This window comes from Dethiosulfovibrio salsuginis, assembly GCF_900177735.1.
GTDB classification, from domain to species: Bacteria; Synergistota; Synergistia; order Synergistales; family Dethiosulfovibrionaceae; genus Dethiosulfovibrio; species Dethiosulfovibrio salsuginis.
On the sequence record NZ_FXBB01000004.1, the window covers coordinates 92,721 to 106,079 of the forward strand.

Consider the following 13,359-nt stretch of genomic DNA (forward strand, 5'->3'; position numbering starts at 1 on the left):
TTTCCTACAGCGGTCGTGCCGCATTGTGTTCCTATTGTACAGCTTCTATAATGGAACTGTGCGTCAGTGAAGACTTTGGAGTCCTTTATGGAGCGAGAGATCGGAGAGGAGTAGTTTTAATGTTTAAAAAAAGTGTCCTGTTAGGAATAGTCCTGGCGGTGTTGTCGGTCCTGCCCCGAGGGGCCTTCGCTATGGAGATCTTCATGGTAGGCAGCTACCACCAGGGGGATATGTGCGGCCAGCCTCAGTACGATGCGGTGGTGGAGGCACTCAAACAGAGCGGGATTCCAGACCTGTCTTTTCGGGGATATTATCTCGATTCTCGACGGAGGTCCCCTCAGGAGATAGATGGCGATATCGAGGCCATAATAGGGGATATCAGGGAGTTAAAGCCCGCTATGGTGGTCACCGTAGACGATCTGGCTTTCGCCAGACTGTACGGAGAGGTCCTTAAACATCCCTCTATGTACTTGGTTTTCACCGGTCTTAACCGGTCGGTGGAGGAGTATAACAAGATCGAACCTTTCCTCGATCGCTCGGGAAGGCCGGATAAAAACGTCACCGGGGTTTTCGAGTATCTTTTTATGAAAGAGCAGATGGAGATGCTGGAGGTCCTTCTGGAGAGGCCGCTCGATAAGGTGGCGGTGCTCTACTCGAGGGATCCTGTAGGGATGATCATAAAGCAGCAGATAGAGGACGAGCTGAGCTCCACTCCTTACGGCGAGAAACTGCTGTTCTTCGGTGCCGATAGCTACGACGAGGTGATGGATGCAGCTAAGGTGGTAGGGGCCGACGATACTGTGGACGGCTGGATCCCCGCTACTATGTCCGTCCGAGATCGTTCCGGTGGCTTTATGACCATGGCGGACCTGGTGGGGCCTATGATCTCCGTCATATCCAAGCCCGATCTGGCCCTTAACTCCTCCTTCACCGAGCTGGGATTCTACGGTGGGGTTAGCGTGGATTTCTACCAGATGGGTTTTCAGACCGGTATGATGGCAGCCAGGCTGCTTAAAGGCCATTCGATCAGCGATATTCCCGTAGAGGACGCCAGGGCCTCTATCATAGCGGTAAACAGAGGTCGGCTTTCGGACCTGGGAATAGGCCTTTCCCAGGAGTTTGCTGGCCTGGTAGATCAGTTTTTGGACTGATGGACTATCTCAGGGAACTGGCTTTCCCTGTCGCCTCAGGATACGCTCTGTTCCTGTGGGGCTTGTCGGTCATGATATACCGCCACAGAGGGGCTCTCTATCTCCTCTGTGGCGGATGGCTGGCGTCCTGTGTGGTCCGTTCCATGAGCCTCTCGCCGGAGCTGGAGAGGTTGGGATATGGCCTGTCGATTGCTCTGTGCTCCTGGTTGGCCTTCAGGCTTTTAGGTGATCTACGGATCAGGTTTGGCTTGCTCGGCGGGGCGGCGTTGCTTTTTTTCCCAGGGACGTTCTACTTAGGGGGGGCTATGTTGCTCATCGTGGGATTTTCCCTCATGGGGATCGATATCGATGAGGTGCAACGCCGAAGAACCGCCCGTCTGGTAGGGGTGCTTTTCGAGTCCGAAGGGGCTTACGTCATTATCTCCTATTTTTCCCCTCTTGCCGACGTGATTCCATTGGCGGCCTTGATCGGCTCCGTCGGGTTTTTGATGTACTTTCTTCTCTCCAGCGACTCTATGTCCCCTAAGGCTAGGTCGGTCTTAAACGTCGGACTCCTCCTTTTTACCCTCTTTACCGTGGCAGGAGCTGTTACTGTAAAAAAGATGGAGGACGATTTCAGGGAGGGCCTTCTCCAGGAGAGCTACAGAAGGCTGGAGATGACCAAGGGGAAGCTGGCTTTTTTCGAGATGATGGGGATTTCCATGGCTAAAACGGTGGCCTCCGATCCTCTCTCCCTGTCCGCTCTTTCCTCCTCCGGTTTTGGATCGGATATACAGCTCAGGATCATCAACCGAAGGCTCGGTTCCAGCCTGGTCTTTATAACCGACGTTTCCGGCGACGTGGTGGCTACCTCCGATCCCTCTCTGAGGGGCCATAATTTTTCCTTTAGAGGTTATTTCAAACAGGCCATGTCGGGCCAAAACGGTCTGCTGTACGCCCTAGGGGCGGTGACCGATAAGGTCGGTGCCTACTTCTCCCGCCCTCTGGTGGACCGTCAGGGCCAGGTTTTAGGGGTCGTCGTGGTGAAGATGGATCTGGATCCGGTTTTCGGAGAGGTTTTTCAGTCGGAGAGTATTTTTATGAGGCGAGGAGATCAGATCCTGATGGGGCCGGATGGCTTGAGAGACTGCCCGCTCCGTTATTTATCGGTGTCCATTCCCCTCCCTGGGGTGTCATGGGAGCTGGTCAAGCTGGTGCCTAAGAGGCTAATAATTCGCAACGGCAGGATACTGATCTCCTTTTACCTGCTGTTCGCCGCTGTGGCTTTGCTGGCCCTCTTCAGATACGTCCAGAAGGACCAGCTCATAGGAGAGCTTCAGAGAGAGGTCGCCGATAGACAGGCGGCGGAGGATTCGGAGAGAAGGGCCAGGGCGGAGGCGGAGGAGGCTAACAGGGCTAAAAGCGGCTTTTTAGCCAACATGAGCCACGAGATAAGGACCCCTCTAAACGCCGTGTTAGGCATGGCGGGCCTCTTGCTGGATACCGAGTTGGACCATAGGCAGGGTCATTACGCCAGAATAATCCAGACCAGCGGAGAGTCGTTGCTTGGGCTCATAAACGATATACTCGATTTCTCCAAGATAGAGGCGGACAAGATGGAGCTGGAGTCGCTGGACTTCGATCTCCAGGTTCTCCTCGAGGACGTGGTGGAGATGCTGTTCCATCGGGCGGAGGAGAAGGGAATAGGGCTTTCATACGCCATAGATCACGATGTCCCCCGTTTTCTGAGAGGAGATCCGGTCAGGATTCGCCAGATCCTGGTCAATTTGGTGGGCAACGGAGTGAAGTTTACCTCCCAGGGAGAGGTAAAGGTTAAAGTCTCCCTTTACAGCTCCGTAGGAGATGCTTTTAACGTCCGATTTTCCGTCGTCGATACGGGAATAGGCATCCCCTCCGAGAGGGTTGGTGTTTTATTCGATGCCTTCGAACAGGTGGATTCGACCACCACAAGGCGGTTTGGAGGCACCGGACTGGGGCTGGCCATCTCACGGAGGCTCGTTGAGCTTATGGGAGGTCGAATAGGGGCCAAAAGCGTGGAGGGCTCCGGGTCGGATTTCTGGTTCAACCTGCCTCTGCCTATGGCTTTGGAAGATGTTAGGGAGGACAGGGTCCCTAGGGAGATTTTGCTGGGCAAGAAGGTCCTCCTGGTGGACGATACGTCCGATAACCTTCTCGTTTTGTCCGAGAGGCTGGGAGGATGGGGAATGATCTCCGAGATGTGTTCCTCCCCTACCGATAGCCTGAGGATAGTTCAGGGAAATCCCGATAGGTTTGACCTTGTTATTCTGGACGTCCAGATGCCCGAGATGGACGGCATATCGCTGGCAAGGTCCATAAGGGACGTCTCGTCGGTTCCGATTCTCTTTCTGTCCTCCATAGGGGACCAGCCCTCTGCGGATCTGATAGACTCTATCGAACGCTGTCTGTGGCTTATAAAGCCCGCTAGAACCTCCACCTTATCTAAAGCTGTGGTTTCTTTGATCTCAGGATCCACCGTCAAAGACGAAGGCTCCTCTCCGAGAGATCGCCAGCTGGACAAAGGCAGGCTGCTTTTGGTGGAGGATAATCGGATAAATCAGCAGGTCGCTATGGCACTGCTTTCCAAAATTGGGTACTCCTGTGACACCGCCTCCGACGGCAGGGAAGGGGTGGAGATGTGGTCTTCAGGGAGCTATAGCGCTATCTTGATGGACGTCCAGATGCCTGTTATGGACGGTTTCGAGGCTACCGCAGCGATTCGGGAGATAGAGACCAAGTCGGGAGCCCACAGGATCCCTATTATCGCCATGACCGCCCACGCCCTTTCGGGTTACAAAGAGAAGTGTATCGCCGCAGGGATGGACGACTACGTGACCAAGCCTATCTCCCCTGCTGACCTGGAGTCGGTTTTGGCGATCCATGTAAAAGGAGTCGCCGATGATGGGGCTGAGGCAGAGGAGGTCCCACAGGAGATATCCGGTCCCTCTGAGGGAGAATTACCTTGGAGGGAGCTTCCGGTTTTCGATCAGGCCGACGGTTTGGTAAGCGTCGGCGACGACCTGGATTTCCTGATGGAGATGCTAGCCCTTTTTTACGATACCTACGGCAAAAAACAGGGTGAGATAAGGGATATTGCGGACAGGGAGGACTGGGAGGAAGGTGTCGCGGTGGCCCATATGTTCAAAGGAGCGGCGGGAAACCTGGGGCTTAAAAGGCTGAGTGGCTGTGCTGCTTGGGTGGAGTCGACTTTGAAGGGGCAGGTCTCCGATGGAGCTTCGGATTCCTCTCCTATGAGGGAGCTGCTGTATCAATTGGCGGATGAAGTGGAGGAAACGTCCCGTTTTGCCTCCGAAAGATCAAGAGGAGGCTTGGTGTAACGGTGAATATGTTTTTTACTTTGTTGGATAACTGGAGGGAACGGGTGGCGCCTGTCCTCTGGGCCCTGTTTTGGGCGGGGGTTTTGCTGGGAGGGGCACAGAGGATCGATAGCTATCTTGTCTCCTCCTATTCGGGGCTAAGCGTCGTGGCCAGCTCGGGCATAAGGCAAGGGGTGGTCGACCATTTGCCCGGTCGGCTCGGTTTTTTCGACGGTTGGGCCGCCGGTGAGGTCCGTTCCTCCGACTCCAGCGACCTGGCCTCCGGCAGGGCGGTCGTGAGGTACTTCAACCACGACGGAGGGGCCAGGCTCGTCTTAGGAGCCAAAGAGGCCTCGGGGCTTGTGGTCTGGTCATCCCAGATAACCAGGAGATTTTTGCTATGGCCCGGTATGGTCCTGTCGTTTTTGATTATGTCGGTGTCGTCCTACATGATTCTGTCTCGGGGCGACAGAAAATGGAGGGCTATTGGATATTTTTCCTCCAGAGTTCTCGTCCTGTGTGCTTACGGCGTGGTGGCTATGGCCATCGCAGGGGCCTTCGGCCACCTATGGCTGGTAGGTTCGGCGGCGTCCCGGCTGACCAGCCTCCCTGCTACCGTGCCTCTTTGGGCATCTGTGCTGTCCGCCGGTCCTCTGGTGAAGGCTTCCGCCTGGTTGGTGGTGGTGTTCTGTCTTTCATCCGGCCTGGAGGCGCTGTTTCCCGATCCTTAACCTTTTTTGATCTTTAGAGAGCCTCTAAAAACTCACCCTCGAGTCCCCTCGGAGAGATCGTTCCGCCTACGCCGGAACGATCTCTCCGAGGTTCAGCGTTTTTAGATATGTCCTTTACAGCCTTTTTATAACCATGGAGACTCCCTGTCCTCCTCCGATACAGGCGGTGACGAGGCCGATCTCCCTGTCCTCTCTGATCAGGCCGTGGACCATGGTCGCTATGAGCTTCGCCCCTGTGGCCCCGATGGGATGTCCTAAGGCGATGGCTCCGCCGTATATATTGCACCGATCCATGTCGAAGGGCATAGACCGGTGGACCGCCAGGACCTGGGCGGCGAAGGCCTCGTTCAGCTCTATGAGGTCGACGTTTTCCAGGGTCAGTCCCGCCATGGCGAGGGCTTTAGGGGTTGAGTGGACCGGTCCCAGTCCCATGTGCTTAGGGTCCAGGGCGGCGGAGCTGTAGCCTATTATCTCCGCCAGGGGCTTGTGTCCCATGGAGGTTGCCCAGTCGCCGTCGGCTATGACCATGGCACTGGCACCGTCGCAGAGGGCGGAGCTGCTGCCAGCGGTTATGGTTCCGTCCTTCGCGAAGACCGGGGGGAGTTTCGCCAGCTTCTCGATCGTGGTGTCCGCCCTGGGGATCTCGTCGGTATCGACGACGATTTCCCCTTTTTTGCGGTCTTTTATCTTCACCGCCACTATCTCGTCGGAGAACTTGCCCAGGCCTATGGCCTCCGAGGCCTTTCTGTGGCTGTTGAAGGCGTAGCTGTCCTGCTCCTCTCTGGATATAGAGTGCTCCTGTGCCAGGATCTCCCCTGTAGCTCCCATGAGCATCTCCGCCAGAGGACACATAAATCCGTCTCTGTGGAGGCCGTCGAGGACCGGTTTTTCACCCATCCTGTAACCCCACCTGGCTCCCTCCAGCAGATAGGGCACGTTGCTGGCGCTCTCCATTCCTCCCGCTATCCCCGCTTTTATGTCCCCCAGGCGAATTCTGTCCGATATCAGCATGGCTGTCTTGACGCTGGAGCCGCACCTTTTGTTGATAGTGTAGGCGGGAACCGACTCGGGGATCCCTCCTCGGTACATGGCTATCCTGGCGGGGTTTGCCCCTACCCCTGCCTGCCAGCCGTTGCCCATGACGACTTCCTCTACCTGTTCAGCCGAAAGTCCCGACCTGGATAGAGCTTCCTTTATGGCTATGGCCCCCAGGTCCGGGGCGGTTATCTTGGAGAATACCCCTCCGTACTTGCCTCCTGGGGTCCTACAGGTCGCCAGTATGACCGGTCTGCCCATCAGAGGTCACATCCTTTCATGGTGGCGAGGTCCGGGGATACGGTGAACTGGGCGGTGGTGTTCGCCTTTATATCCTCCACCGTTACCTCCGGCGCTATCTCGAACAGGGTCAGTTCTCCGTCGACGAAACGGAACAGGGCGAACTCTGTCACCACCGTGTCGACTACCGCCATGCCCGTCAGAGGCAGGGTGCAGCTGGGTATTATCTTAGGAGCCCCTTTTTTGGTGACGTGGGTGGTGGCTATTATTACCCGCCTCGCCCCGGTGACCAGGTCCATAGCTCCTCCCATCCCTGGGACCATCTTCCCCGGGACCATCCAGTTTGCCAGGTTGCCCTCTTGGTCCACCTCCAGTGCTCCGAGGACGGTGGCGTCCAGGTGTCCTCCTCTGATGAGGCCGAAGCTGGTGTCGCTGGCCACCAGCGATCCTCCGGGGATTATGGTGAGGCAACGGCCTCCCGCCCCTATGAACCGCCAGTCGGTGGTCTCGGGCTTGGGGCCCGCTCCGACGACGCCGTTTTCCGTCTGAAAGACCACGTCCACTCCCTCGGGGATGTAGTCGGAAACCAGTGTAGGTATGCCTATGCCCAGGTTGACAACCGAGCCGTTCTCAAGGTCCAGGGCTATTCTCTTGGCTATTCTGTGTCTGATCAGCTCTTCATCAAGTACGGGTAGCATAGAAAGAGTCCCCCTTTAGAACCAGTATGTCCACCACTATCCCCGAGGTCACTATCTCGTTGGGATCCAGGTCTCCCTGCTCCACCACCGAGTCGACCTCAGCTATAACCAGGTCCGCCGCCGTCGCCATGGCTGGGTTGAAGTTGCGGTTTGTGCCGTAGTAGGTCAGGTTGCCGTAGCGGTCCGCCCGGTGGCCCTTTATGAGGGCCACGTCCGCCCTGAGAGGTAGCTCCAGGATGTACCTTTTCCCCTCGACCTCTATGATCTGTTTCCCTTCCTCCACCACCGTCCCGACCCCTGTAGGGGTGAGAAATCCTCCCAGGCCGAATCCTCCCGCCCTGATCCTCTCCACGAAGGTCCCCTGAGGGACAAGCTCAAGCTCCAGGGTCCCCTGGTTGTACTGTCTCTGGGTCTCTTTGTTTAGCCCTACGTGGGACGCTGTGACCTTCTTTACCTGTCCGTTGACCACCAGCGATCCGTGTCCGACCCCCTTGGGATGGCGGTCGTCGGCGTACACCGTGTCGTTTGCTATGAGGTGGAGGTCTTTCGTGCCAGCCTTACAGAGGGCCTCTATCAAGGTATAGGGGACTCCTCCGTAGTTGAACCCTCCGACCATCACCGAGGCTCCGTCCTTTACGTAGGAGATGGCCTCGGTAGCCGATACGACGGGCTTTATCACAGTGATAGGCATCGCGTATAACCCCTTTCTGTTAGGAGGCCGGTTCGGCCTTCAGTTTCGCTATTTTCGCCTTCTGGAAAAGGACCACTCCCGCCATCAACGCCACCGCCAGGCCGTTGGCCATCATAGAGGGGACTATTATCAGGAACGGAAGGGCCAGCAGGGCCAGTCTCTCCAGTATGTTGATGTGGGTGAGGAAATATCCCTGTACCCCCGACGCCAGTCCCACTATGGCTAAAAAGGCGGCTCCAAAGCCGAAGGCGATCTGGAATATGTTCCCCTGGAACAGGAGATAGGGGTTGTAGACGAACATATAGGGGACTAAAAATCCCGCCACCGCAACCACTAGAGCCGTGAAGCCCGTCTTCATGGGGTTGGATTTGGATATCCCTGAAGCGGCGTAGGTAGCCAGGGCCACAGGAGGAGTCACGTCGGCCAGAACCCCGAAGTACAGACAGAAAAGGTGGGCCGCCATCATAGGAACCCCCATCTCCGCCAGGGCAGGGGCAGCCAAGGTCGACGTGATGATGTACTGGGCGGTGGTTGGAACTCCCATCCCCAGTATTATCGATCCTATCATGGTGAGAATCAGAGCCAGGGGCAGTATTCCATGTGACAGGCTGAGGACGAAGGACGAGAAGGCCAGACCTACCCCTGTTATGCCTATGACCCCTATGACTATTCCCGAGCAGGCGCAGGCCGCCGCTACGTCGACCGCACCTATGGCTCCGTCGATCATCGCCTGTAGGATTCTGGCAGGGGTCATTCGGTGTTCCGGTTTGCCGACCCAGGAGCAGCCTATCAGGAAGACGATGGACCAGAAGACCGCCTTAACCGGCGAGTATCCTGTCGCCAGGAAGGCTATCAATGTAAGGATAGGTATGAGGAGATGCCAGCCCTCTTTGAGGACTTTTTTCGCAACCGGCAGGTCGTCGCCGCTGAGTCTTTTCATGCCGATTTTGCCCGCCCTGAAGTGGACCATTGCCATTATGGAGACGAAGTAGAGTGTCGCTGGGATCGCCGCCGCTACCACGATCTCCCAGTAGGATATGCCGAGGAACTGGGCCATGATGAATGCCGCCGCTCCCATGACAGGGGGCATAACCTGCCCTCCTGTGGAGGACGCCGCCACGATAGCTCCGGCGAACTCGCTTTTATATCCCGACTGCTTCATAAGAGGTATGGTGAAGGCCCCGGTTGTCACCGTGTTGGCGCAGGAGCTGCCTGAGACCGTCCCCATGAGGGCGCTGGCTACCACCGCCGCCTTTCCTGGGCCGCCTTGGCTCCGTCCGGTAAGGGCCACCGCCAGGTCTATGAAAAACTGGCCCGCTCCAGAGGTGCTTAAAAACGCCCCGAACAGGACGAAGAGGAATATAAAGCTCGCCGAGACACCTAGGGGGACGCCGAAGATACCGTCGGTCCTCAGGTACTGAAAGGGGGCCAGCTCGTCGAGGGGAATTCCTCCGTGGCCCAGTATCCCCGGAAAGTAAGGGCCGAAGAAGGCGTAAAGTATGGCCAGTATTGCCATTATAGGAAGAGGCCAGCCCATGGCCCTCCTGGTTCCCTCTATGACCAGCACCACCATGATTATGCCTAGGTAGACATCCGAGGCGATCGGTGTGCCCTCTCTCATCGCTATGGTGGGCCAGTTTATGATTATATTAAGACAGCCTATTGCCAGAAGCCCCGCTAGGACCCAGTCTATTATCTCTATCCTGCCTTTAGGACGATTTTTGGACGACGGGTATATGAGGAACAGGAGGACTCCCATGAGTAGCCAGTGGAGGCTCCTTTGATACATGGCGGAGAGCAGGCCGAAGGCGGCGGTGTAGAGGTGAAACGATGAGGCCGCCAGAGCCAGCCCCGCCACTACCTTGTACTGCCATCCCGACAGCTCCCTTTTTTTCGACTCCGACTCCTCTATAGGTATAGGTGGCCTGATGTTTTCCGCAGACGTCATGTGTGAACCCTCCCTTTTTGGTGTACAGGCTCCCCCCTTAAGGGGGGAGCCTGGGTTTTTTCTTCTACTCTACCTCTATGCCCTGCTCCTTGAAGTATTTGACAGCTCCAGGGGTGAAGGGGATTATCCCCACGGAGGAGGATTCAGGGGCGAAGTGGACCGCCTGCTGGGTCACCTTCATGAAGGCCTCTCGGTTGTCTATGAGGGTTTTGGTGAGGTTGTATCCCAGTGTCTCGTCCATGCCTTTTTTGACCACAAGGTAGTTTCCGTCCGCCACGGTGAGGACATCTTTTGTCTGGCCGGAGTAAACTTCCTTCTTTATGGTGTAGGGGAAAAGGAAGGAGTTTTTCTCGACTACCTTCTTCACTAGGTCCTCCGGCAGGGGGATCAGGACTACGTCTCTGACCGCCGATACCTCCATTACCGCCGAGCCGGGGGCGGCGAAGTTCCAGAAAACCGCGTCCACGTTGCCGTCTTTAAGGGCCATGGCGGCCTCGGGCTGGGTGAGCTGTTGGGCGGAGAAGTCCTTATCAGGGTCCATGCCTGCCGCTTCCAGTATCATCCTGGCTAAAACCTGGTTTCCGCTGCCCGGAGCGCCGAGGGATACTTTTTTGCCCTTAAGCTCCTCAAAGGAGGTTATTCCCGTTCTGGTGGTGGTCACTAGGTGCTGTGGTGCGGGATACATGTTGAAAAGTATCTCCAGAGGAAGAGCGCCGTCGGCCTCGAAGGCGTCGGTGCCCTTGTAGGCCTGATAGAGGGTTGATCCCATAGTCATCCCTATGTGGGCCCTGCCTGATGCTACAAGTCGACAGTTTTCCCTGGACGCGGCGGTAGACCTAGAGGTCGCCTTGACGTCTATATCCGCCTTGGTCAGTACCTCCGCCATAGAGCCTCCTAGGGGATAGTAGGTTCCTCCGACCCCTCCAGATCCGATGGTTATGAAAGTTCTGGCGCTGGCGGTCCCTCCTAGAGCCATGGCGCAGCATAGTGCTAGAGCTAATACCTTTTTCTTCATGTGCTTACTCTCCTCCTTTCGGGTTTGCGGTGCTTTGTCGCTTAAAGGCCTCCTTATCTATGGCTTTAACCTCACACAGGCCTCTTCCAGGCCCGCTCTCAGCTTTTTGAGTATGTCGTCTATCTGTGCCTCTGTGACTATGAGGGGAGGGGCGATGAGGAACTGATCCCCTGCCACTCCGTTTATCATCCCCGTGCCGGGGTAGATCACCAGCCCCTGGTCCATACAGCAGGAGGTCACCAGCGCCGCCGCTTTGATGGATGGGGGGAAGGGTTCTTTGGTGTCTTTGTTCGCCACTATCTCTATCCCTCTCATGAGGCCCAATCCCCTTACGTCGCCGACTATGGGGAGGTCCATCATGTCCTTAAGTCCCGCCATGAGCTGTTCCCCTCTTTTCATGGCGTTTTCAAATAGTCCGTCTCGTTTCATTATCCTGATGGTGGCGGTGATCGCCGCTGCGGAGGCTGGGTTGGCGTTGTAGGTGTGGCCGTGCTGAAACGCTCCGCTGCCTCCTTTGAGGACGTCTACTAGTTTTTGGCTGACCAGAATTCCTCCCGCCGGGGAGTAGCCGCTGGCCATGGCCTTGGCGGAGCAGATTATCTCTGGAACCACGTCCCAGTGATCCACGCAGAAGGCTTTGCCCGTCCTGCCTATTCCAGTCATGACCTCGTCGGCTATTAGCAACACGTCGTATTTCGTGCAGATCTCCCTGATCCTCTGCCAGTATCCCTCCGGCGGGTTGAGGGCACCTACGGTAGAGCCGACCACCGGTTCCGCCACGAAGGCTATGACCCTCTCCGGGCCGATTCGCTGGATCTCGTCCTCCAGGGCTGTGGCACACTTAAGCTCGCAGGAAGGGCAGGTCATGTCGTAGGGACAGCGATAGCAGTAGTGGGGAGGTATCTTTGGGCTCTCCTGGAAGAGGGGTGTGAATTCCCTCCGGCGGGCCATGCTTCCCGCCAGCCCCATGGTACCTATGGTGGATCCGTGATAGGAGTTCCACCGGGCTATGAAGGTGGTCTTTCCCGAGCCCTTGCCGTCTCTCTCGACGAAATACTGCCTCGCTAGCTTTAAGGCCGACTCGATGGCCTCGCTTCCCCCGCTTACGAACCAGACGTTTTTGAGGTCCCCTGGGGCTATGGATGCGACCTCCTCGGCGGCCTCTAAGGTGGCGTCGTTTTTCCACCGTGAGGGGTGGGCGAACTCCAACGTAAGCAGCTGGTCGTAGACCGCCTTCGCCACCTCCTCGTTGCCGTGACCTAAGCTGGATATGAGAGCACCGCAACAACCGTCGATATACTCTCTGTCTTCGTCGTCGTAGAGGTATATGCCCTTCCCCCGAACGGCCTTCCTCAGCTCCGCCTTGTAGTTTCTTGGTATGAGTTTGCCGAAATCCATTCCCCTTCGCACCTCCTGAGTTTTTTCTCTCTATTTGCTCGAATAGACCGACCCCTCGGTCCAGAGTTCCTCCAGCTCTACAAGCCTACCCTTAGCCTTATCTCCCAGCTCCTCCGCCACCGCCATAATGATGCAGTTCATCAGGCTCATAGGGGCGGTGAAGGAATCTATAAAGGATATATGTCTGCATGGGACGACTAAGGTGTGTTCCGGGCTCGACTGAGCCATAGGGCTGTCGCTGCTGTCGCTTATAACCCCTATCCTGTGGCCTCTCTCTTTAGCCATTGAAACCACGTCCACCGTCCACCTTGAGTACCTGGGAAAGCTGATACCTACCACCAGGCTTTCGGAGGGAGCGGTGATGAGATTTTCCCTGAACAGGTCCGCCGTCAGGTGGTTCACCGAAGGGAGGAACCAGGACAGGTAGAAGCCGAGGTATTGGGCGAGAACCGAGGAGCTTCTCTGGGCGGCGAAATAGACCGATGGCGCCTGAACCAGTGCCTTAGCGAAGTGTTCCACCTTCGCTGGGTCCAGCCCTTTCTGGGCCTCTCCCAGGTCCAGCATGTCCAGTGCCATGGTCCTCTGACAGGTCGATTCCTTGTGGTGATCGTCGTCGTAAAGGGCCATCCTCTCTATGGTTGTCATCTGGTCCAATAGCAGTTCCTTCATGGCTTCCTTTAGGTCTGGGTAACCTGAGTAGCCAAGGTGAGAGGCGAAACGTATCACCGACGATTCGCTGACGTCGATCCTCTCGGCCATCTGACTGGCGGTCATGAAGGGGGCCTCCCGAGGGTGATCCAGTATGAATCGGGCTATTCTGGCCTGAGACGGCGAAAATCCCTTTATCTCCGAGGCTATCTTTTCCTTGAGCAAGTTGCTGATTCCCCTTCCTTGAATCAAAAAAATCATGTAGGTGTGTATCTTGCAGGATTTCCGTCTTTAGTCATATTAGACTGAAAAAGCGGATGTGTCAAATACCTGTTCTGTTTCCTCCAGGTCCTTAAGGTGGTAACCTATAGCCTTTAGGGAACCTCTAAAAACTCACTTTCGAGTCCCCTCGGAGAGATCGTTCCGCCTACGCCCTGTTTCGCCCAATCGTATACTCGACCTGCCTGTT

The 13,359-nt window shown here is 56.3% G+C and carries 10 protein-coding genes; 3 read left to right on the forward strand and 7 right to left on the reverse strand.

The window, feature by feature from the left end:
• The first annotated feature begins 119 nt into the window (after window positions 1-119).
• From B9Y55_RS03065 to B9Y55_RS03075, 3 genes are read left to right on the forward strand one after another with little or no spacing between them, the layout of a single operon-like run.
• On the forward strand, window positions 120-1,151 hold the full coding sequence (locus B9Y55_RS03065) for an ABC transporter substrate-binding protein (RefSeq protein WP_159448212.1): 1,032 nt from the start codon (window positions 120-122) through the stop codon (window positions 1,149-1,151).
• A complete protein-coding gene (locus B9Y55_RS03070; RefSeq protein ID WP_085543894.1) occupies window positions 1,151-4,507 on the forward strand; it encodes a response regulator in 3,357 nt (1,118 codons plus the stop codon). The genes B9Y55_RS03065 and B9Y55_RS03070 overlap by 1 nt, the downstream gene beginning before the upstream one ends.
• A 2-nt stretch (window positions 4,508-4,509) precedes the next feature.
• The gene (locus tag B9Y55_RS03075) at window positions 4,510-5,217 is read left to right on the forward strand and encodes a hypothetical protein (RefSeq protein ID WP_085543895.1); all 708 of its coding nucleotides are present in this window, start codon (window positions 4,510-4,512) and stop codon (window positions 5,215-5,217) included.
• 114 nt (window positions 5,218-5,331) lie between these two features.
• On the opposite strand, the gene B9Y55_RS03080 is transcribed toward B9Y55_RS03075, so the two are convergent.
• The 7 genes from B9Y55_RS03080 to B9Y55_RS03110 all read right to left on the reverse strand — a co-directional run bounded on the left by B9Y55_RS03080 (window position 5,332) and on the right by B9Y55_RS03110 (window position 13,151).
• Window positions 5,332-6,513, reverse strand: a complete 1,182-nt coding sequence (locus B9Y55_RS03080) for a thiolase family protein (RefSeq protein ID WP_085543896.1) — start codon at window positions 6,511-6,513, stop codon at window positions 5,332-5,334.
• Complete coding sequence (locus tag B9Y55_RS03085; protein WP_085543897.1) at window positions 6,513-7,190, reverse strand: 3-oxoacid CoA-transferase subunit B; 678 nt, start codon at window positions 7,188-7,190, stop codon at window positions 6,513-6,515. Before B9Y55_RS03085 ends, B9Y55_RS03080 begins: the two co-directional genes overlap by 1 nt.
• Window positions 7,174-7,881, reverse strand: coding sequence for a CoA transferase subunit A (locus B9Y55_RS03090; protein ID WP_085543898.1), 708 nt, complete (start codon window positions 7,879-7,881; stop codon window positions 7,174-7,176). The genes B9Y55_RS03085 and B9Y55_RS03090 overlap by 17 nt, the downstream gene beginning before the upstream one ends.
• A 19-nt stretch (window positions 7,882-7,900) precedes the next feature.
• Complete coding sequence (locus tag B9Y55_RS03095; RefSeq protein ID WP_085543899.1) at window positions 7,901-9,829, reverse strand: TRAP transporter permease; 1,929 nt, start codon at window positions 9,827-9,829, stop codon at window positions 7,901-7,903.
• 64 nt (window positions 9,830-9,893) lie between these two features.
• Window positions 9,894-10,844: a TAXI family TRAP transporter solute-binding subunit gene (locus B9Y55_RS03100; RefSeq protein WP_085543900.1), complete on the reverse strand. Its 951-nt coding sequence runs from the start codon at window positions 10,842-10,844 to the stop codon at window positions 9,894-9,896.
• Window positions 10,845-10,901: 57 nt separating this feature from the next.
• Complete coding sequence (locus tag B9Y55_RS03105) at window positions 10,902-12,242, reverse strand: aspartate aminotransferase family protein (protein WP_085543901.1); 1,341 nt, start codon at window positions 12,240-12,242, stop codon at window positions 10,902-10,904.
• Between the two features lie 30 nt (window positions 12,243-12,272).
• Window positions 12,273-13,151, reverse strand: coding sequence for a MurR/RpiR family transcriptional regulator (locus B9Y55_RS03110; protein WP_085543902.1), 879 nt, complete (start codon window positions 13,149-13,151; stop codon window positions 12,273-12,275).
• Window positions 13,152-13,359 lie beyond the last annotated feature (208 nt).